This window comes from Metabacillus sp. Hm71, from assembly GCF_051842955.2.
Lineage (GTDB): Bacteria > Bacillota > Bacilli > Bacillales > Bacillaceae > Metabacillus.
Window position 1 is genome coordinate 1,036,879 of sequence record NZ_CM200278.1, and the last position, 20,861, is coordinate 1,057,739.

The following is a 20,861-nucleotide window of genomic DNA, read 5'->3' on the forward strand; positions in this document are numbered from 1 at the left end:
ATGGCTCGAATGGGAAACAACCGCAAGAATGACCCTCCTATATTCCGTATAAACCCCTTTAGAGGGATAAACTTAAATTCTAATCCAACAATCATACATGACAGTCAATCGCCTGACATGCTTAACATGCGAATTGGCTCACAAGGTACACTTGCGAAGAGAACAGGATATGAGAAGTTATTCTCAACGTCATTAGGTACAGGTAAGATAAACGGAATGTTCCTATTTAGAAAAAAGGATGGCACATCAATTTTTTTGATTGCTCATGGAAACACTCTTTATAGACAAGAAGGGAACAATCAACCTGTATTTATTGATGGTGGTTTGTCTGGTCAACCTGTTAATTTCTTTACCATTGGAGATTATTGCTATATCCAAGACGGTGAAGAGTTATCTTACTACGATCCGGTTTTTGATGGTATGTTTGATGCTGAGTCGAATGCATATATTCCAACGTTGACAATATCTCGTAATCCTTCCGGTGGTGGAGAGCCTTATGAGGACTTTAACCTTATAACCTCGTGGTTCAAAGATAGTTTTAGTGGTGATGGAACATCAACTGTATATCAAATGTCTTTAACTAATCTTAGTGGTGGATTGATGTCAGCTGAGGTCAATGGGGTAGGATTAACAGAAGACGTGGATTTTACTGTTAATCGTGCGCAAGGTAAGGTCACTTTCAATACTGCGCCAGCTGCAGGCACAAACAATGTTATTATCTATGCAAGTAAGATCATTTCTGGATTAAAAGAACGCATATTCAAATGCAAACTAAACGTTTTATTTGGTGGTGCTAATGATTCTAGGGTGTTTGTAAGTGGAAACCCTGATTACCCTAATTACATGTGGCAAAGTGGGTTGTATGAACCAACTTATTTCCCTGAGAATGGGTTTTATAAGGTTGGTAATGACTCCGAAAAGATCCAAGGGTTTGCCAAACAGTACGATTATCTCGTTATTGAGAAGGAGCGCACTAAATGGATGATGCAGTTCGAATTAAATAATGGAGATCCTTCATTTCCGATAAGGCCAATCAATGACCAAGTGGGAACTTATGCAAAAAATTCCATACAAATCCTTAGTAACAATCCTGTTTCGTTAAATAAAACAGGTGTTCACATGCTTGTCGCATCGAATGTAAGGGATGAAAGGAATACTCAGCATATATCTGCTAATATCGATGCTCGATTATTAAGAGAACCCAACTTAGATCAAGCTATTTCAATAGATTTCGATATGAAATATTGGTTGGCGGTCAATGGGAATGTTTATATATATGATTATGAAGTGAATGAATGGTATATATACAATAATGTTAACGCGTCATGTTTCGTTGAGAAGGATGGCTATTTGCATTTCGGAAGCAATACAGAAGGGTTAATCTACAGATTTAAGAAAGAAACTGAATTAAATCCTTATAATGACGATGGTCAACCGATTAACGCTTATTGGTACTCTAAATTAATCAATTTTGGTTTACCTGAGTACACAAAGCTTGTGAGTCGTATCTTTTACGCTCTTAAGCCTGGTTCTCATACTTCTTGTAGCTTGTATATCCGTACAGATAGGAAGGGAGAAGAGTTTGAGAGTACGAGCAGAATGGATCAAATTGATTTCTGGTCGTTTGATTTCACTAAATTCACCTTTATGACTTCTGATATACCTCAAGAAGTCGCTGAAAAGGTTAAAGAAAAGAAGATAACACACATTCAATTGAAATTAGAAAACAATGAATTAGACGAAAGTCTTGAAATAAATTCACTAGGCATTAAATATAACGTTCAAAATGAGGTGAAGTGATGGCATTTATAAAACAGTCACCATTTACAAAGAAAACAACCGATTTACCTGATAAACCATCACCTAATTATTCACCATCGGACATTAAAACATATATGCAGACTCCTGCTGATGAGTTGATGTCCACATTAAATAAGTTGGTTGATGATTTAAACGCTAATTATTGGGTAGACCGCAATAAACTCAAAAATTTAGAGGTTATTCGTGAAAAAATTGCGCTTGGTGCTGTTGGGGTAGATCAATTAGATCCTGCTATCTTAGCACAGCCTACAATAGAGTTTGAAGTACAGGCAAAATTCCAAGATCATGATGAAAAATTCGCGGATAATGACAAGAAAACAGGAAGTTGGGTTGATGTAACGGAAAAACCTTATAATGCCGTAGGGGATGGAATAACAAATGATACATTAGCGATTCAACAGGCGATTGATACAGGAAAAAAGAATATCTATCTCCCTTCGGGTAAAACTTTTCTAGTGTCCAACCTTTCGTTGAATACTACTGAACAACAATTGACTTTTGGTCCTGGAGCTAAATTAAAAAGTAATGGATCAACAGGTGCAATTGTTACAATAAACGCTGATTACGTAACTATAAACAATGGATATATAAGCGGAGATACAGGCGGAGCAAGTGCAGGTATTGAAACAAAAGGATTTAGAAACTTATTGAATAACTGTACTGTAACGGGTACAACCGTTGACGCTCTAAAAGTAAACGGTCTAGAAACGATTGTTATTTTAGGTAAGTACAAAGGTGGTACAACATCTGGGATTAACGTATTAAAGCCTGACTTGTATATACAAAATGCTTATGTAGAAGGCAATAGAGATGGACTTTACTCAAATGGTGTTGGTTCTATTACTGCACATCACGTTCACTCCTTCAACAATACAAGGCATGGGTTTTATCTTGTGGGTGCTTCTTACTCGCAATTGAATAGTTGTTATGCTGATACAAACGGTTCAAATGGTTATGAAATTTCAAACACTACTGACGGTTTGACTCTAGTCGATTGTTGGGGATATAAGTCATCAAACGTAACTGCTAATCAAAGTGATTTTGCTTTTTATAACGCGAAGAATGTTAAGTTGATAGGCTGTCATTCAAACGGTGTAGGAGCGAAAACAAAAGAAGCGAGTTATAAGTTTGATAGTGCAAGTCAAGTTGATTTAATTGCTTGCCATGCTGCAATTAACCCTACTGGTGTAACTGGATTAATAAGTTTTACTAATTGCGGAGGAATTCTTCAAAAGTATAATAGACCAACGGATGTTTTTGAATCTGATTCTTACACAATATCTGCTTCAACTACTAGTCCTATATCTGTAAGAACTTTAGTTCCTCCGTTAGCAACTACACCTGGAATATTAGCATTTGAAGTTTTTGCGAAAATTAGAGATTTAGACAACACTTCTTCAAGCGTAGGTATGCATTTAGTTTTAATTGGTTCTGGAGTAACAGTTACAACGCCTGTTACAAATATAACTCCTACAACTCCTATAGTCGGATTGAGTAATCCTACATTTGTCAATGGTGGAGATGGTTATTATAACCTAAATTTCGATGCTAATAATACAAAAACGGAATCCGTTCAAGTATCATTCAATGTTAGGTATTTAGGTACAGGCAGAGGGTATAGCTAATTCATTCATAACACAGACGGGCTAATGCTCGTCTTTTTATTTTGCCGAAAGAGGTGAAAATATGGCTACAATGAATCAATACACACCAAAATATTTTGGTAACGCAACAGACATTGCGGCAGCGAAGGCAAGAGGTGTACAAGGGGAGTTTTTCGATACAACTAAATCTAACCAAGGCGCTCTTATCCAAACAATTAGAAACGCTTATGATCGTGGTCATAATCCTGTTTTATTAGGTGGCGCTAATGCTGCGGGTGGGATTACTCAATCCCTTGAAAATCGCTTAAAAGCTACAGGATATAATAACATTTCTCGTATCAGCGGCGCTAATCGTACAGATACACAACAGGCGCTCAGTCGTTTTGACACGAACAACAAGATCAATCAGATGTATGACAAGCAATCACAAGCCTATAAAGATCAAGCGAAGGATTTAGCTCCACAATATCAACAAAAAAGAAACCAAGCTGATGTAGTGAATATGCAGAACGTTCAAAAGCTACGTGAAATCATGGCTGCAAATGGTTTAAGTGGTAGTGGTGAAAATGTTACTGCTCAGGTTGGGTTAAATGCTCAGAGACAAAATTCATTAAATGACATTAACATTGCTGAACAGGCAGCACGAAATGAAATCAACCGTAAGGCGTTGGAACTTGAAGCACAAAGAATCCAAGCGTTAATGGAAAATCAACGTTACTTGGATCAACAAGATTATCAGATTGACAGAGATCAGGTTGAAGATGCTCGTTATAGACAACAATTCGAGTATCAACAACAACAAGATAATCGTAATTTCAACTGGCAGAAACAACAATATGCTCAAGAAAAAGCATGGAGAGAGTACACATATAAAAATATGTCAGCTAATGAAAAAGCTACACTGGATTGGGCTAAGTCTCAATATGGTGAAGATGCTGCTTGGAGAATGTTTGAGCTTCAATACAATGGAAATCTTCAAAAATCCATGAATGATGCTCAGATTGATTTGTATAGAAACTCGGGTTTTCTAATGCCGTAAGTAGTTCCCAACTTGGCTCATTAAGTAAAAAATATGAGTCGGGAAGTTCGGGTCCAGGAACTATCGCTCGAAATAGTGGTGATTGGGGCGGTGCTTCTTACGGAACATATCAGATAGCCACTAATACAGGTACGATGAAAAGTTTCATGAACTATTTAAAGAGTGCCGATCCTTCTTTTTATCAGGTATTAGCAAGGTATTCTCCTGGTTCAAGTGGTTTTGATCGAGAGTGGAAAACGTTAGCTAAGAATTATGGTGAACGTTTCAATAACTTGCAACATCAATTTATCAAACGAACACATTATGATCCTGCTGCAAGGAAAATCCAAAGTAGTATAGGATTGAATGTAAACAGTTATTCTCCTGCATTACAAAACGTTCTTTGGTCTGTAGCTACTCAACATGGTACTGGTGGAGCAAACAGATTATTTAAGAACGCAGGGGTAAGGCAAGGCATGTCCGAAGCTGATATCATTAGACGTATTTATGCAGAACGTATGAAAGTAGATAAGTATTTCAGTTCTTCATCATCAGCAATCAAACGAAGTGTTGCAAACCGATTTAGACAAGAGTTACAAGATGCATTATCGATGCTAAGATAGGCGGTGGATTATGGTAACCTTTAATCAAAATAAGTACAAGGAAATATTTGAACGTAGATATGGGGCCGGCTCTTATGATGCCGGTCTTTCTTCTGCACGCGAAATAGGTCGCTCACAGGCTCAGGCAGAGTTTGAGAAGGCAGACTATGAAAGACGTGTTAAAGAGCTTGAAAAGGCTATGAAAGCGGCTCAGAAGGCTCAAGAGGATCGAATCAAGCTAGAGGAAAAATGGGAGAAAGAAAAAGACGCGAACAATCAAAAGCGAATTAAAAAAGGAAAAGAACTTAACCGTAAAATGCGAGAAGGTAAGCTCACTACTAAGGATATGGAAAACACTCCACAAGATAGATGGGCAGCTACTCCAAATACATCTAAATCAAAGAGTAAAGGCTTTAAAGAGGATGAAAGTGGTATACTTCGCAAAAAAGTTACCATTAAGGCTGATGATGATAAACCTAAAAAGAAAGCTAAGAAAAAACCTTCATTACTAGATGATTTAGGCGCAGCAGCAAAGGCAGCTGGTCAATTCTTTAATCCGTTCGATGATGTAAGTGCAGAAGAAGCAGTAGACAGCTTTATCAATCGGGACCAATCAAAAGCCTTTCAAGAAATAGCAAGGGGATCTAATCGTACGATTGATTCTGCTACAATGGGTGGATTAAGCAACCTAGATAAAAAGGTAAATAACCGCACACCTTATTACACCTCTCAGCGTGACATAGGCGAGGGTGGAGTCACTGACATGCTTACATCAGGTGCAGGTTACCTTCTGCCTGGTATCGGTGCATATGGGGCTTTAAACGCAACTAGAGCAGGGAGAGGATTAACTCAATTCGGTTCGAGGGGTATTGGTCAACGTTTAGGCTCGGAAGCTGCAAAAGGTGCTATTACTGGCGCAGGAGTTGCAGGTGCAGAGGTAGGTATTCGTGAAGGATTAAACCCTGATGATTATTCAGCATCTGAAAACCTTAGACATATTGGATTAGGTGCTGCTACTGGTGCTATTGCGGATCCTGCTTTATACGGTGCTGGTAAGCTCGCTCAAAGAGGATTAAGCCGATTAATTCAAGGTGATGTACCTACTTATTCCGGAGGACCAAGCGCAAGCTCATTAGATGCTTTAGCACCTAGAACACAATCGAATCCATTACTTGACGGGTTAAGACCTAACAGATCCACTGGCTTATATGATCAATTAGGGGAACGCGGTTTAAGACCTCCTGAGATTGGAAGAACACAAGCAGAGGTAAATACACCTAGAGTTCAAGAAAACCCGTTCAGCGAGTCGATAGAAGCCTTTAATCGTGCAGTAGATGAACAGTATAATTATTTAAAAGATTCATTGGCTAATCGTAGAGGTGTGCAGCAAGGTGGAGTCATTAGAGATGAACTAGGTGAGGTTGTAGACCGTTATGGACGTATTTCTGAGAATCCTATTTGGTATCAAGAATTTTATGCTCAAAATGGTCGTGTTCCTAACAATACAGAATTACGTCAATTAGCTGAACAACAAGTAAGAAATGGTTTTGGTGATGAGTTTGGGGATGTTCCTGCGTGGAGACCACAAGAAGTTGCAGAAATTGAAGATCAGTTAGAGCAATTAAATGAATTGTTGATGGTAGACCCACAACAAGAACCTGCTTTAAGACCTCTTATCCAAGCATTAGAAGAGGAAAGAGATGCGATTCTATCTCAATTCGATGAAGCTTTAAGTCAACCTATTACACCTGTACAAAATGATCCAGGGTTAAAAAGAATAAGCGCTCCTAGAGTAAGAGAACCATACGAAGCCATTTCAGCAGGAAAAGATCCAGGATTAAGACGTATCGATCCATCAGTACAAAGTTTAGCAGAAAAACAGAATCAAACAGTTAGCGATCCATTAGCTTCATTCTCTTCTAAGGTAGATCGTAACCCTCAGAAGGAAAAACCTTTTAACAACCTATTACAACGTCTACAAACTAATTTTACGGACGATATGACCCCGTTAAGAGTTCTTGAACAGAATGTCAAGGGCAAGGTAGGAAGTGCAGAAGATAGCCTGTATAAGCAAGCTCGATTGTTTAGAGGAAGTCCTGCAAAAGCTAACGAAATTGTTAGAACTGAACTTGCTCCAATTATCGATGACATCCAGAAGAAAGGTTACTCATATCAGGATCTTGGTGACTATGCTTTAGCTGTTCACGCTCGTGATGTTAACTCTAAGGGTATGAACTCAGGCTTTACTAACCAAGAGGTTGAAGCAGTTATTAAAAAGTTAGGTACACCAGAAATGGAAGCAGCACGCAAGCAATTAGTTGGTGTTAGCGACAGATTGCTCGATAACTTAGCGAATACAGGAGTATTAAGCAAAGAGTCCGTTGAAGCTATGCGAGAGAAATGGCCTAACTACATGCCTTTATTCCGTTCCTTTGATGACGATAAGGTTGATTTTAAATCAGGATTAAGCAAAGCATTAGCGAATGTATCAAGTCCTATTAAAAAGTTAGAAGGTTCTGACCGTACAGTTATTGATCCAATTGAAAGCATGGTTAAAAATATCTTCCAATCTACAACAGTAGCAGATCGAAATACCGTAGCAAGACAACTTTCTAAGCTTTCTAAGGCAGATACAGAAAACAAATTTATTCGAAAATTAGAATCAAATGAGGATGTTGGGCGTAAAAATGTTGTAAGTGTTATGGAGAATGGCGAGAAGGTAAAATACGAAGTTCCACCAGATGTTTACAAAACAATGTTGAATATGGATAGAGAATCATCTAATCTATTAATAAACATACTTCAAAAGCCGGCATCAACACTTAGAGCAGGGGCAACCCTAACACCTGAGTTTAGTTTGCGTAACCCTATGCGTGACGTTGTTCAAGCCTATGTAGTTTCTAATTCCGGTTTTAATCCTATTACTGACTTTACTTATGGTTTAGTTCAAGCAATCGGTAAAGGTAAGAAGATAAAAATCGGCAATAAGGAATACACCACACCAGGTAAACTATATCAACAATTTATAAGAGATAATGCAGGGTATGGGAATATTGTTTCTATGGACCGTAATGTACACAAGAAAGCACTTGAAAATGTTATCAAAGAGGGCAATACTAAAAAATTCCTTAATGTTATTAACCCTAATACTTATCTCGATGTGTTACGTGCAATTGCTGATGTTTCTGAAACTGCTACTAAACTAGGTGAATATCGTGCTGCATTACGTAAGGGTGTTTCAAGAGAAGAAGCTGCATACAGAGCAAGGGATATCATGGACTTTGGACGTTCTGGTTCAAGTATTCGTGAAGCTAACAAGGTAGTAGCCTTCTTAAATGCGAACATTCAAGGTAAGAGTAAGTTAATTCGTGCTATTCAAGATGATTGGATGGGTGTTACTGCAAGATCTGCAAAGGCTGTATTATTACCTACTTTAGGTGCATTCATGGCTCAGAAATACTTATCTAATGAAAAACAACAAGAAACAATTGAGGATGCACCGAATTGGCTTAAAAATTCTTTCTGGTTAGTCCCTGTTCCTGGAACTAATCAAGTAGCTCGTATCCCTAAACCATTTGATCTCGCTCCAATCTTTGCGAATTTACCTGAGAGATTCCTTGATTACATGTATAAAGATAACAAGGATGCTTTTGACGGATTCGCAAAAGAAACATTATCATCATACTCTATACCAGTCATGTTAACCGGGCTTGCGCCTATTGTAGAAGGAATGGCTAACTACTCATTCTTTAAGCAAGGTCGTATTATCCCACAACGTGAAGATGATATTGAATATCCAGAGCAGCATGATATTAATACTTCTGAGACTGCAAAGTTCTTAGGTAAAGGTATTAATAAGCTTACAGGTGGAGAAGGAGCATTCAAGAACTTTGGTTCACCTCGTATCATTGACAACACGATAAGAGGGTTTACTGGTGGTTTAGGTACTTATGCAACTAATGCTATTGATGCGATTCTCGAAGGAACAGGAGTAGTCCAAAAACCGGAAAAAGCTGATAAATTACCAAGTCAGCAACCTATAGCAAGATCTTTCCTTGTAAACCAAGGTTCAACCGGTGCATCTGTGGGTAAACTGTATGATCTACAGGAGAAACTTAAGAGACAAAGAGGAACTGCAAAGGAAAAAGGTCAAGAGTTCCCGAAAGAAAGACAGTATGATTATGTTGCTGATATCACAAAAGAAATCAGTGATATTAGTAAGAAGATGCGTGAAATTGAAAATAGTTCTGAGCTTAACGGATCTGAAAAGCGCAATCAATTAAATAAACTTAATGAACAACGTAACGATATCGCGAGAAAGGCTGTTAAGAACCTCAGAAGCATGGAGTGATGAAATGGCGTGGTATCATTGGGTAGCAGGATGGTTAATAATTGTTGCAGGTGTAGTCTTTACGGTTATACCTGATAAACCTTGGTGGTTATGGTTAGCAATTTTCGCGGTGGGTGGTATAGGATTTCTTATGGTTTTCCTTCCACAAACCAAAGAAGAAAAATACGTTGATAAAGAGGGCTAAAATTAGCTCTCTTTTTATTTTGCCTAGAAAGGGTGATTAAAAATGGCAATTGAAAACTTACAAATCGTACAAGGGTACTTATTCGGAGGGGTGAAATTCCTCGATTTATTGGCAGTGTTGATGGGATTAGATATCATTACCGGAGTTATTAAAGCTTGGAAAAACAAGCGGTTAAGAAGTCGTACTGCATGGTTCGGATATGTTCGTAAGATTGGAGTATTTGGAGCGATTATTGCAGCAAATATTATTGATGTTGTTTTAGATTTAAAAGGCGCGGTGGCTTATGCTACGGTGCTATTTTATATTGCCAACGAAGGGTTATCCGTTGTTGAAAACCTCGCTGAAATTGGTGTGAAAGTACCATCTGTTATTCTGGATAAATTGCATGTGATTCAATCAGATAACAAAGGAGAGGATAAATAATGAAAAACCAATTCATTAATAAAAATCCTTATTCACGACCTGGTAAAAAGTTAAAAGAAGTTAGGAAAATTATTTGTCATTGGACGGCTAACCCTGGTGCTTCGGCTTACAATCACTATAAATATTTCAACAACCTTAAGGATCGTTATGCATCTGCTCATATCTTTATTGATAAAACAGAAGCGCTTTGCATCATCCCTTTGAATGAAGTAGCTTACCACGCAAATGACGGGTCATACAGGGGCGTGGGAGAGCTTAAACCTAATGCTAACTATTTATCTATTGGCGTTGAATTATGTCCTGAGAAGGACGGTTCTTTCCATCCTGAGACGATTAAGAAAGCTGCCATTGAAGTGTCTTATTTATGTAGAAAATATAAATTGGATCCTAACACCGATATTGTACGTCATTATGATGTAACACGTAAAAATTGTCCTGCGCCATGGGTTAAGAATCCAAAAGAATTTACAGAGTTTAAGAACTATGTAAAAGCCTTGTTGGAACCTGCTAAACCTGCTAAAAAAGAAGAATCTGTTCAAATTCTGACAGGTGGATTAAGTCCAGAGTCAGTCGAATTAATAACAGACTATTTCATTGATAAAAATTGGTGGTTTCAAATTCAAGGGAAGAAAGATCAAAACCCACGTGCTTTATCCGGTGGTTTATCTCCTGAGATGAGAGCTGAGTTTGAAGCGTGGCTTAAAGAACGTAATTGGTATTACGAAATTGTATAAAGAAAAAGCCCTCTTTATTGGGGGCTTCTTTTCTTTTTATGCTCTATAACCACCTGGTTTAATTCCTTCCATCTTCATCCCTGGTGTGACTTTCCCCATTTACCTCTCTCCTTTCTTTCTTTTTATCTTTATATATATACCATACTAACCATAATAATCCTGCAGTAATATAATAAATGCTTGTTTCAAATAAAATAAAAAATGCTAAAATCACGTATAAACCGTATGATACTACATATAAAAATGTTTTGCCCCTTTTATACCTCGTTAATGGATTAATGATGATATAAAACAAATTCATTACAATCCACGAAGCTAATAACGCCCCTACAAATATCATGTCTCTCTCTCCCTTTTATAAAGATCATCAACCTTACATCCTAATATATCGGCTATTTCAAAAGCTTTATCCATAGGAATAAAGTTTGTATCATTGCTCCACGCTGTAACAGTCGGTGGTGACACCTTTAATTTTTTTGCAATAAATCTCTTCTTTATACCTCTTTCATCTAACAATTCATTTAATCTGCATTTTATTTTCATTTCATCACCTTAATACTTATTCAACAATTTAATGGACTATCCCTGTTTGTTAAAAATAAATTTTTGTTCAGAAATTATGAATAAGACAAACAAAACACTTCATAGTATTGTTCTAAGAAAACTGAAAGGAAGTGTTCAAATGAAACGTCAAACATTTAAAATCTACATTACTAAAGAGGGTAAGGAGCTTCTTAATAAAAATCAGGTGGATGAAAAGAAATCTGATAAAGTCCTACACTTTTTAAGTGGATTAAAGAAATGAGTATCTTATATTCGATTTTTGAAGGTTATAAGGAGCATCGAGAGAAACATCCTTCCATGAAGAATTACTCATACTTACCTGACTACGATCTTTTATACTCTTCCGATTATTTAAATCAACTTTATGAGAATGCAAGTACAGATCAGAAAATCATGTTGTATCAACACATGACTTATCACGATGTGATTGATAAGGATTATGAAGGGTATTTTGAATTAGCAAATAAGATCAAAAAGGATTTAAAGAAATGAGTTCATCTATCGCGATAGGATATGGGGTTGTTTGTTCTGTTGGTGGTGTTTTGATGTTCCTTTCCTTTTTAGAGAAGAAGGGGAAGGTTGATGGTGATATAGTACGTCTGGTCTTGTCTTTAGTTGGATATGGGACGGTTGCAACTGTGGTTGTTAACTTGGTCAAAATGTTCATTTAACAATTCAATGAAGTGTTCAACGTGTGAATCTTTCATTGACTTATTCAAAGTGTGTTATATCAATAGTTATCAAGTGATCTTTTCAGCCGATTGAGTTGGAACTATCTATAGATAGGGAGGGTATCCATGATAGAATTTTTCGCTGTACCGGCTGCAATATTAGGAGGTAGTCTTTTAATTAAAAAGAGGAAATTGACTGACAAGCAGAAAATCGAAAAAGTGTTCGAGAATGCTCGTATTGGGATCCCTAAAAATAACTATGTCCAATATCCAAGGTTTAAATCAATGAGAGAATGTGAAAATCATACGGTATACAATTATAGCCTTCCGTATGGATTAAGCTCAGATTTAATCATTAATAAGTTTGAACCTGTTTTCAAAGATGCTCTGGATAAACATGTTGTAATTGAATTTAATAATAAGTTGTCTATCAAGGTCTATGAGGAAAAACTCCCTATAAAGTGGGATTATGATATTAATTTAATCAAACCTAATACATGGGAAATCCCATTCGGTAAAAGTCACGATGAAATTATTTATCACGATTTCGATAAATACCCTCATTTGATTGATGGAGGTACAACAAGATTCGGTAAAACTGTTTTTCTTAAGTCATTACTTCATTCGCTGATTTACTCACAGCCTGATAATGTAGAGATCTATATACTTGATTTAAAGGGTGGTTTAGAGTTCTCGAAGTATGATGTATACCCCCAAGTAAAAAGCGTGTCTAGTGACATTCTAGAAAGCTACGAGACGTTATATTTCTTGGTTAATGAATTAAAAAGCAGAGAGAAGTTGTTCAAGGAAAAAGGATGGAATAATGTAGTTGATACACCACATAAAAAACGTACATTTATTATTGTCGATGAAGGCGCGGAACTATGTCCTAATTTTCAAGCTGATAAACGGATTAAGAAGGTTCTTTTAGAATGTCAGGCTGCTTTATCTGAGATTGCTCGTATTGGTGGGGGTTTAGGGTTTAGATTGATCTTTTCCACTCAATACCCTATTAAAGAAGTTGTACCGATGCAGATAAAAATGAACACTGTAGCGCGTGTTAGCTTTCTTGTACCTCAATTAGTCGGAAGTATGGTTATTTTAGATGAAGAAGGAGCTGAGAAGCTACCACACATACCAGGAAGAGCTATATACAAAACTGAGAAGAAAATAGAAATGCAAGTGCCTTATTTTAAGGAAACAGGAGGTATTATCATTGATCAAGACTCAGGAAAGGACAGAATTGATACTGCAAATAATTGATCGATTGGATTTCGCCACATACAAGCAAATCATGAAAATAATGGACTTAGGCTGTTATAGAAATGTAACGAGGGTAATAAAACAAATTACAGAGTATTTAAATGAAACATATATCCATTCATACGAAATTAAAGGGAAAGTTTTTTATTTGAATACATCAGGGAGGAAATTAATAGGTTCAACAAATGAAGTGAAACAAAATCAACAGATTGTTCACACGTTATTAAGAAATGAAGTTTTCATACAATACGGTTGCCCTGAGGATTGGGCTAATGAAGTGAAGTTAGAATATGAAGTTGAAAACACTAATCAAATTATTGGATTGATCGGATCTAATAGTATTCAACAAAATAAATACATTATCCCTGATGCAGTATTCAGACAAAACAATGTCCTTCAACTCGTAGAAATTGACCACACTCGCCACATGGTAGACAACCAGAAGAAACTTTCTAGATATGCAGAAGCTATCCCCCAACTTAAAAAGAAACTCAATCATACTCCTATTTTGAAAATCTACACGACTACGGAAGATCGGAAAAAGAAATGGAAGGACATGTGTGAGAAGAAAGCTTTGATTTCGGAGGTATATACTTTTAGCGAAATAAAATAATTTAGTAGTATCATATCTTTTAATGGGAGAAAAGAAGGGACAAAGGGCCTGATGAGAATTACCCATAAATCGCCGATCGTTATTGATCCAGCAAATTCGATTTACTTTTTCCCTACGACATCTTCAACGAAATCGCATTGTGTATGGATTTCTCATGGTTATGTAAAGGAATATTCAAAAGCAAAGCATGATAATACACAGATAACCTTTACGAATGGAAAAACAATCACTCTACCACTTTCAGTTGGATCATTTGAAAATCAACTCTTTCGCACAGCACAACTTCGAACAATCATCACATCACGAATTGAACTAGAACAGCAAAAGATAAACAAGCTTCTCAAGCCAAGTGAAAAAGATGTAAATGCTATTTATGAACAAATTATAAGAGAATTTCAACGAAAACTATATTGATGATTTAATTTAATAAGATGCATGGAGGCTGATTCTAAATAGAAATGTCCAGCTCCTCTAACCCAACAAGTGGATCCCTCAAAAAAGGATGAAGTCCTGTTCAGTTGGTGATTGCTGGAGAAGTTGGACATTTTAGGACAGTCTCTTTTTTGTCGTTTAGGGGCCGTTATGCGTTTGCTGATTTCCTTTTTGAAGTATTTTTCTATATTCCAGAACTTATTATCTTTCCGTTTAGAGTTTTGTGGTATGTGATTCGATTTATTTTCCGAGCTTTAGACTGGATTTAGGAAAATTAGGGACACCTGCTGCTACAGAGGGGTGTCTTTCAGCGTTTAAATAAAAAAGAATGGAATTTTTCCAAAGTAAACCATTTATTTTTGCGGTTTAAATAAATACTCCTCCATAAGCTCGCATACCTTGTTCCGTATTCTTGGATTAAAATAATTATGTTTTTCTTCATAGCCGTTGTAAAGAAAGGAATAAAGCGTGAACGCTTCGTCTCGTTCGACCTGGTGTACTTTTATATTCCGTTTGCGCAGCTCTTGCTTAACAATTGCTAAATCCTTTTGTACCAGCTTAAGGGATTCTTCTACCAGCACTAAGTATGGTTTATGAAGTTTAAACGGACTTTTTTCGATAACGGTTAAATCACGGTTGAAGATCGAAACAGCCATTGGCAAATAAATAGATAATTCGATCATATCTCGGATGTCCTTCGGTATTCTTGTCACAGAAATGCCCCCTTAAATTACAGAACATTTGTTCGTATTTATTATAAGTCATTAAAATGTTTTTAGCAAGTTGTTCCTAGCTTTCAAGTTTTGACAAAAATGTGTAAAATAGATACCAAAGGACTTTTGAGGAGAATAGAATGAACCCGGAGACATTGCAGGATTTTTTTTCGTTAAAACAATTAATGGAGGCATTTGAAACGTATCGCTCGTTCGGTCCGTTTTATGGAATATTGTTACCATTGCTTGAAGCATTTTTTCCATTTCTGCCCCTTGTAGCATTTATTGTGGCAAATGTGAATTCGTTTGGGCTTTGGCTGGGATTTTTTTTATCTTGGATTGGAGCTTGTTCAGGTGCTATTATAGTATTTATTATCATGAGAAAACTTGGCGAATGGAAAGTCTTTCAGAGGTTACGAGAGAAAAAAGCGATTAAAAAGCTGTTGACATGGATTGAACGGAGGGGCTTTGGCCCGTTGTTTCTCATTTTATGTTTTCCGTTTACGCCGTCTGCTGCAATTAATGTAGTTGCCGGGCTTTCTAGAGTAAGCTTTTGGCAATTCACATTAGCCGTATTAGCTGGAAAGTTTGTCATGATTTTTGTGGTAAGTTTTATTGGTCAAGATTTACATGCACTCATCACACAGCCAGAAAGATCCATTATGGTAGCGGTTGTTATCCTTTCATTATGGTTTATTGGAAAGAGAGTCGAGAGACGTTTAAATATGTCAATGACTGTAAAAAAAAGTGGCCGCAAAATGTTGTAGGGGGGTACCATGAAAAAACGGGGAATAGCTTTCACAACAGTTGGTATATGTTTAATGGCTATCTTCTTAAAAAACCTTATCTTTGTCGAATACAAAGTTGAAGGTGTTTCGATGCAACCGACGTACGAGGAAGGAATGCTCCTTTCCATTAATAAATTGGCCTTATATTTTGATTCGCTTGATCGATTTGATATTGTTGTTTTTCATCTGCCTGATCGTGAGCAAATTTATGTAAAACGAGTAATCGGCTTACCAGGTGATGAAATTTACTATAAAGATGATCAACTTTATGTCAATGGCAAGGCAGTTGATGAACCGTTTTTACCTTCTATTAAGGAAAATCAAGTAACAAAGCAGATTGGCAATTTTACCTTAGAAGAAATTATCGATAAAACAAAAATTCCAAAAGGGTATATTTTTGTTATTGGAGATAATCGTCTTCAAAGCCGTGACAGCCGTCATTTTGGCTTGGTTAAAATAGACGATGTGATTGGGACAGTTGGAGAACCGGAATAAATACTAACACATTGGCAAGCATCTCGTCAGTTGATGATGGTGCAGTCTGATGGGTTAGTATTTTTTGTAACACCAAAATTTATATATTTTCTTAACATAGCTTGCGTTTCTGAATCTAGCTCCAGGCGCCATCGGCGAAGCACAGGACGTGCAAGTGCAGTCAATGCGACAGGACGTCGCGTTTTTGACTGCCTCTAGGGTCTAGTCAAACAGGAATTGAAGGTAAAGAACACCTTCTATTCCTGTTCGCCTTAGGCTTGTCGCCGAATGCTTAGCGCCTTGCGTTTTTTTTATTTTAATAGAAATATGTGGCATTGCGTTCGCCGGCTTATAAACGATTCTTGCTGCGGATAAACCTATTTAATATAGTGGGCTTACTCTATAATTTGTATACCTAATGGAAAAATGGTTGATTGTTCTCGTGTGAAATCGATCGCTATAATGGTTATGAATTTTAAAAAAGGGGGGGGGAGTTAGCAAACAGATACGCAAGAAAGAGAGCGCTGTCACCAGCAGCCCGGTTATTACATATATCTCCTATCAAATCAGATAGGGGAAATGGGGGCGACGAAGTGTATGTCATTTGCTTTGGATGAAATGAGATGGTAAGGCTGCGCTTTTTTAGTATGCAAATAGACGAAACATCTATCTTCTTAATAATCAAATTTTTCATGAAACAAAATTCTTCCCTCTCAATCTAATAAAATTGCAACGCAGCCTCAGAATACCACTCAGTCAGCATGAAAATATGTAATGGGAGGTATAAGATGAAGAGGTTTTTATCCGTGTTTTTATCTGTTATATTGTGTTTTTCCCTATTTCAAATGGTCGCTCCTTCAGTAAAAGCTGATACTGCGTTACTGCCTGCATTTCCTGGAGCAGAAGGCTTCGGGTATGCTGCAGCTGGGGGAAGGGGTGGAGAGGTTTATCATGTGACAAGCTATGAGCTAAAAGGTCCGGGGACTTTCCATGATGCGCTGACAACAGCTGGAGAAACACCTCGTACCATTGTATTTGATATTTCTGGAGAAATAACCATCCCCCAGATTGTGCTTAGAAATAAATCAAATATTACCATCGCTGGTCAAACAGCATCAGGAGACGGAGTGACCATTCGAGGGAACAATATTCGTTTCATTGATTGCAGTGACATTGTTATCAGGTATGTTCGCTTCCGATTGGGTGATCTGAGCTTTAATGATGATACGATGTATTTTGAAGATTGTCAGAATGTTATCATCGACCATTCGACTTTTTCATGGGGAACAGATGAGGTATTATCGATCAAAAGTAAAGACTATGAAAATCCAAAATCAAAAAATATTACGGTACAATGGTCGATTATTTCTGAAGGTCTACTAACTCATTCAATGGGCGGGTTGATTGAGATGAATACAATCAGCATGCATCATAATCTCTATGCCCACAATAATGACAGAAATCCTAAAACAAAAGGACAGATCGACTTTGTTAACAATATCGTCTATAACTGGGGAGGATTCCCGTATGTAGCCGGTGGTGAATCGGGGACAAAAGGGTATGGAAATGTTGTAGGAAATTATTTTATTGCAGGGAAAAACTCTGCTGATCCTGAGTATGCCATTGTACGAGGCAATGAGAATTATAGTGTGTATATTGAAAACAACCGGATTGATAGTAATAAAAACGGTGTTCTTGATGGAACTGATACAGGAACAGATATTATCGAGGTTGAAAGGCCTAGTGTTGTGGTTCCGGATCGATTTGAATACCCTCCAGTACACACACAAGATCCTGAAACAGCATATAACCTTGTTCTGGACCATGTCGGTGCCTCTTTAGTGCGGGATGCAGTCGACAAACGTGTGATTAATAGCGTGAAAAATCAAACCGGAGTCATTATTGGCAATGAAAATGATGTTGGAGGGTTCCCTTTACTGGAAAAAGGAATAGCCCCTGTTGACACTGACCAAGATGGAATGTCTGATGAATGGGAACAGGATAATGGATTTAATCCTGCTGACCCGGAGGACAGAAACGGAGATCACAATGGAAATGGTTATACAAATCTAGAAGAATATTTGAATGAATTAGCGGCACCTGGTTTCCCGGAAAATTATCCTACAACACCGCCTGAATGGTCAGGAATACCGTTTGAGCCGCCGGTCGAACAAGAGCCGGAACCAACTCCGGAACCGGTTGAAAGTATGAACGGAGATATCATTAGGAATGTAACAATCAACGATAATAGCAGCAACGGAACTGTGAATGCGTCAAATTGGTCTGTTCAAAAGAATCTTCAAATTGGCGACCTGGTTGCTGGAGATAGAACGGCTTATAAATTCCAGTCAATACCAGATGAATTGCAGGGCATGGAATGGATCAGATCTGCAGTAGGCTCGAGAAGTGCTACAAGTGAGGATTTAGTTTCCTTCTATTTGACTGCTGATGCTGATGTTTATGTGGCGCATGATTCAAGAATTACTGATAAGCCGGAATGGTTAATAAACTCCTATGAGGAGACAGGAACTAGTATTCAAGATGATCAACCGGTTGAGTACACTCTATACAAAAAGCATTATTCATCCGGCTCCTTTGTCGTAATGGGAGCGAATAATAATACGTCAAAAATGAATTATTTTGTTATCATCAAACCAACAAATACGGATGAAGATCCACTGTTAGTCAGTCCTTCTGGATTGAAAGGTGAACTAAACGAGGATGCTGCGATTACAGTTAATTGGACATCGGTAAGTGCGGCAGATGCTTATCTCATTTACCGATCAACATCAAAGGATCCTGTATTTAGAGCGGTGGCAAGCTCTAAAATCCCAGAGTATGTAGATGCTGCAGTAGAGCAAGGTGTCACCTATCAGTATAAGGTGTCTGCACTTAATGCCGGTGGTGAATCACCTTTATCTAATAGTGTGGAAGTGCTTACCTTTGATTCTACACAACCAACTCCTCCTGCACCTACAGGATTAAATGTACCTGTAATAAAGAGTCTATCAGTTAAGCTGGATTGGACTCCAGTGGAGAATGCGATTAGTTATTCTGTTTTCAGAGCCACTGAACAAAATGGCAGCTATAAGAAGATAGGCAGTACAGCAACTGCAGAATATATTGATGATACCGTACTTCCTTCAACAACGTATTACTATAAGGTTTCGACGATAGCCATTGGCGGTGAATCAGAAAAAACTGACAGTGTCACAACAACGACTAAGCCTCCTGTAACATTACCAGAGGTCCCATCAGGACTAGCTTCAGGTGAAGTGACCACAGCTGCATTCGAAATAAAATGGACTTCGGTGGATGGAGCAGAAAGCTACAATATATACAGAAAAGCGAATGGAGACAGTGCTTTTTCTAAGGTCGATAGTACAACTTCAGCCACTTATCTAGACGATAGTATTAGTGTAAGTAAAACAGGCTATACCTATAAAATTACTGCAGTAAATGAAATGGGGGAGACTAAAGCATCAGATGAACTTACAATTACAATGCCTATCCCTAACACACCATCTGATCTGACTATCGGTCTAGTAGGCGAATCATTTGTCGGACTCATTTGGACATCCAATGGTGGAGAAAACCAAGTAAATATTTACAGAGAAGCAAATGGGGAAGTAGAATATATCGGATATGCCAAAGTCAATACGTACTACGACCGAACGGCTAAACCTGGTGTAGAATACAACTATTACATTAAAGCCCAAAATGCAAGCGGGGAATCTGAAAGATCCAACACCGTCAAGGTTACACCAGGGTTTATAACAGTTTTAGAAAATTATATGGATCAATTTGAGAAAACAGGAGATTTAACAGGTCCACTTGTATCCCAATTAACAAATACTCTAAATCAAGCCGAGAATCATTTGGAAATGGGTTCAAAAGAAAAAGCCGTTGCATTTATGAACAAATATGTTGAACAGCTTAATCAAAAGACCATGCAGCATCATGTATCGCCTGAGGCAAAAATGACCCTTTCTAATTATGCACAGTTATTCATTAAAAAGCTTGAAAATGGAAATTAAATTTCACTCACGGAAAATAAGGGAGTCTACAGTTTAGATAAGGCTGTTTGCAAGATATAAACGGGTTCCATGTAAAGATGCAAGCAGATTTTAATTAATTGTTGATTTACAGAATTATTTAACAGGAAATAATTTTTGCCGGATAATTACAGAATGTCCTTCATCAAAATTTTGATGAAGGACATTTCGTTAAGAAAAGCAATAGTCGATGTCCTTCATCTCAGTCAAGAAGGACAATAGATTAGGTAACGAGTAAAAAGATGTCCTTCATCTCGGTTATGAAGGACAATGGATAAGGGAACTAACAAATAAACGTCTTTCATCCCAGTTATGAAAGGCGTTTTTTTCCTTATACCCGATACCCGATATCCGGTATAACCCAAGTAAGCTGATTTTTTTCCTTAATCAGGGATATCGCTCTTGTTTTGTTACCTACCATTCTCACATATCGCCTAAATTGAACAAACAGATCTTACATAAAACAAACCATTTGTATAAAAGCTTATACCCACAAGGGAAAACGCTTACAAATAATATCTTTTACGATCTTGGTATATCTACGCCACTTG

Annotated in this window: 19 protein-coding genes and 1 pseudogene; 17 read left to right on the forward strand and 3 right to left on the reverse strand. The window is 37.4% G+C overall.

All coding sequences use genetic code 11. The features are described 5' to 3' along the window. The 8 genes and pseudogenes from ACSVDH_RS05315 (at window position 1) to ACSVDH_RS05350 (ending at window position 10,737) form a co-directional block, all read left to right on the forward strand. A complete protein-coding gene (locus ACSVDH_RS05315) occupies window positions 1-1,800 on the forward strand; it encodes a hypothetical protein (protein WP_439248734.1) in 1,800 nt (599 codons plus the stop codon). Further along, the gene (locus ACSVDH_RS05320; protein WP_439248735.1) at window positions 1,800-3,446 is read left to right on the forward strand and encodes a glycosyl hydrolase family 28-related protein; all 1,647 of its coding nucleotides are present in this window, start codon (window positions 1,800-1,802) and stop codon (window positions 3,444-3,446) included. Before ACSVDH_RS05315 ends, ACSVDH_RS05320 begins: the two co-directional genes overlap by 1 nt. A 61-nt stretch (window positions 3,447-3,507) precedes the next feature. Further along, window positions 3,508-4,464 carry a hypothetical protein gene (locus ACSVDH_RS05325; protein ID WP_439248736.1) on the forward strand — a complete coding sequence of 319 codons (957 nt, stop codon included), beginning with the start codon at window positions 3,508-3,510 and terminating at the stop codon, window positions 4,462-4,464. 23 nt (window positions 4,465-4,487) lie between these two features. Continuing rightward, a pseudogene (locus tag ACSVDH_RS05330) lies at window positions 4,488-5,066 on the forward strand (VgrG-related protein); the annotation flags it as partial. A gap of 10 nt (window positions 5,067-5,076) precedes the next feature. After that, window positions 5,077-9,396: an LPD38 domain-containing protein gene (locus ACSVDH_RS05335; RefSeq protein ID WP_439248737.1), complete on the forward strand. Its 4,320-nt coding sequence runs from the start codon at window positions 5,077-5,079 to the stop codon at window positions 9,394-9,396. 4 nt (window positions 9,397-9,400) lie between these two features. Beyond that, window positions 9,401-9,580: a hypothetical protein gene (locus tag ACSVDH_RS05340; protein ID WP_439248738.1), complete on the forward strand. Its 180-nt coding sequence runs from the start codon at window positions 9,401-9,403 to the stop codon at window positions 9,578-9,580. A 42-nt stretch (window positions 9,581-9,622) separates the two neighbouring features. After that, window positions 9,623-10,003, forward strand: coding sequence for a phage holin family protein (locus tag ACSVDH_RS05345; RefSeq protein WP_439248739.1), 381 nt, complete (start codon window positions 9,623-9,625; stop codon window positions 10,001-10,003). Next, window positions 10,003-10,737, forward strand: a complete 735-nt coding sequence (locus ACSVDH_RS05350; RefSeq protein WP_439248740.1) for a peptidoglycan recognition protein family protein — start codon at window positions 10,003-10,005, stop codon at window positions 10,735-10,737. Before ACSVDH_RS05345 ends, ACSVDH_RS05350 begins: the two co-directional genes overlap by 1 nt. A gap of 58 nt (window positions 10,738-10,795) precedes the next feature. Here ACSVDH_RS05350 and ACSVDH_RS05355 read toward each other — a convergent pair whose 3' ends face one another. Beyond that, window positions 10,796-11,077 (reverse strand): hypothetical protein, encoded by a 282-nt coding sequence (locus ACSVDH_RS05355; RefSeq protein ID WP_439248741.1) that lies wholly within the window; start codon window positions 11,075-11,077, stop codon window positions 10,796-10,798. Further along, window positions 11,074-11,280: a helix-turn-helix transcriptional regulator gene (locus tag ACSVDH_RS05360; protein ID WP_439248742.1), complete on the reverse strand. Its 207-nt coding sequence runs from the start codon at window positions 11,278-11,280 to the stop codon at window positions 11,074-11,076. The genes ACSVDH_RS05355 and ACSVDH_RS05360 overlap by 4 nt, the downstream gene beginning before the upstream one ends. A 139-nt stretch (window positions 11,281-11,419) precedes the next feature. On the opposite strand from ACSVDH_RS05360, the gene ACSVDH_RS05365 reads away from it, so the two are divergent. From ACSVDH_RS05365 to ACSVDH_RS05390, 6 genes are all read left to right on the forward strand, one after another. Beyond that, complete coding sequence (locus ACSVDH_RS05365) at window positions 11,420-11,542, forward strand: hypothetical protein (protein ID WP_439248743.1); 123 nt, start codon at window positions 11,420-11,422, stop codon at window positions 11,540-11,542. Beyond that, window positions 11,539-11,793, forward strand: coding sequence for a hypothetical protein (locus ACSVDH_RS05370; RefSeq protein WP_439248744.1), 255 nt, complete (start codon window positions 11,539-11,541; stop codon window positions 11,791-11,793). Before ACSVDH_RS05365 ends, ACSVDH_RS05370 begins: the two co-directional genes overlap by 4 nt. Then, a complete protein-coding gene (locus ACSVDH_RS05375) occupies window positions 11,790-11,972 on the forward strand; it encodes a hypothetical protein (protein ID WP_439248745.1) in 183 nt (60 codons plus the stop codon). The genes ACSVDH_RS05370 and ACSVDH_RS05375 overlap by 4 nt, the downstream gene beginning before the upstream one ends. Before the next feature lie 126 nt (window positions 11,973-12,098). Beyond that, window positions 12,099-13,235 (forward strand): FtsK/SpoIIIE domain-containing protein, encoded by a 1,137-nt coding sequence (locus tag ACSVDH_RS05380; protein ID WP_439248746.1) that lies wholly within the window; start codon window positions 12,099-12,101, stop codon window positions 13,233-13,235. Continuing rightward, on the forward strand, window positions 13,189-13,848 hold the full coding sequence (locus ACSVDH_RS05385) for a replication-relaxation family protein (RefSeq protein WP_439248747.1): 660 nt from the start codon (window positions 13,189-13,191) through the stop codon (window positions 13,846-13,848). The genes ACSVDH_RS05380 and ACSVDH_RS05385 overlap by 47 nt, the downstream gene beginning before the upstream one ends. A 12-nt stretch (window positions 13,849-13,860) precedes the next feature. Then, entirely contained in the window at window positions 13,861-14,262 is a 402-nt protein-coding gene (locus tag ACSVDH_RS05390; RefSeq protein WP_439249138.1) for a competence protein ComK, read from the forward strand. Between the two features lie 371 nt (window positions 14,263-14,633). Here the strand turns inward: ACSVDH_RS05390 and ACSVDH_RS05395 are convergent, their stop codons facing one another. Continuing rightward, a complete protein-coding gene (locus ACSVDH_RS05395) occupies window positions 14,634-14,993 on the reverse strand; it encodes a YhjD family protein (protein ID WP_299091882.1) in 360 nt (119 codons plus the stop codon). 140 nt (window positions 14,994-15,133) lie between these two features. Between ACSVDH_RS05395 and ACSVDH_RS05400 the strand changes: the two genes are divergently transcribed. The 3 genes from ACSVDH_RS05400 (at window position 15,134) to ACSVDH_RS05410 (ending at window position 20,292) form a co-directional block, all read left to right on the forward strand. Further along, window positions 15,134-15,760 (forward strand): TVP38/TMEM64 family protein, encoded by a 627-nt coding sequence (locus ACSVDH_RS05400; RefSeq protein ID WP_439248748.1) that lies wholly within the window; start codon window positions 15,134-15,136, stop codon window positions 15,758-15,760. Window positions 15,761-15,769: 9 nt separating this feature from the next. Further along, the gene (lepB, locus tag ACSVDH_RS05405) at window positions 15,770-16,276 is read left to right on the forward strand and encodes a signal peptidase I (RefSeq protein ID WP_299091878.1); all 507 of its coding nucleotides are present in this window, start codon (window positions 15,770-15,772) and stop codon (window positions 16,274-16,276) included. A gap of 767 nt (window positions 16,277-17,043) precedes the next feature. After that, window positions 17,044-20,292 carry an FIMAH domain-containing protein gene (locus tag ACSVDH_RS05410; protein WP_439248749.1) on the forward strand — a complete coding sequence of 1,083 codons (3,249 nt, stop codon included), beginning with the start codon at window positions 17,044-17,046 and terminating at the stop codon, window positions 20,290-20,292. Window positions 20,293-20,861: the final 569 nt, after the last annotated feature.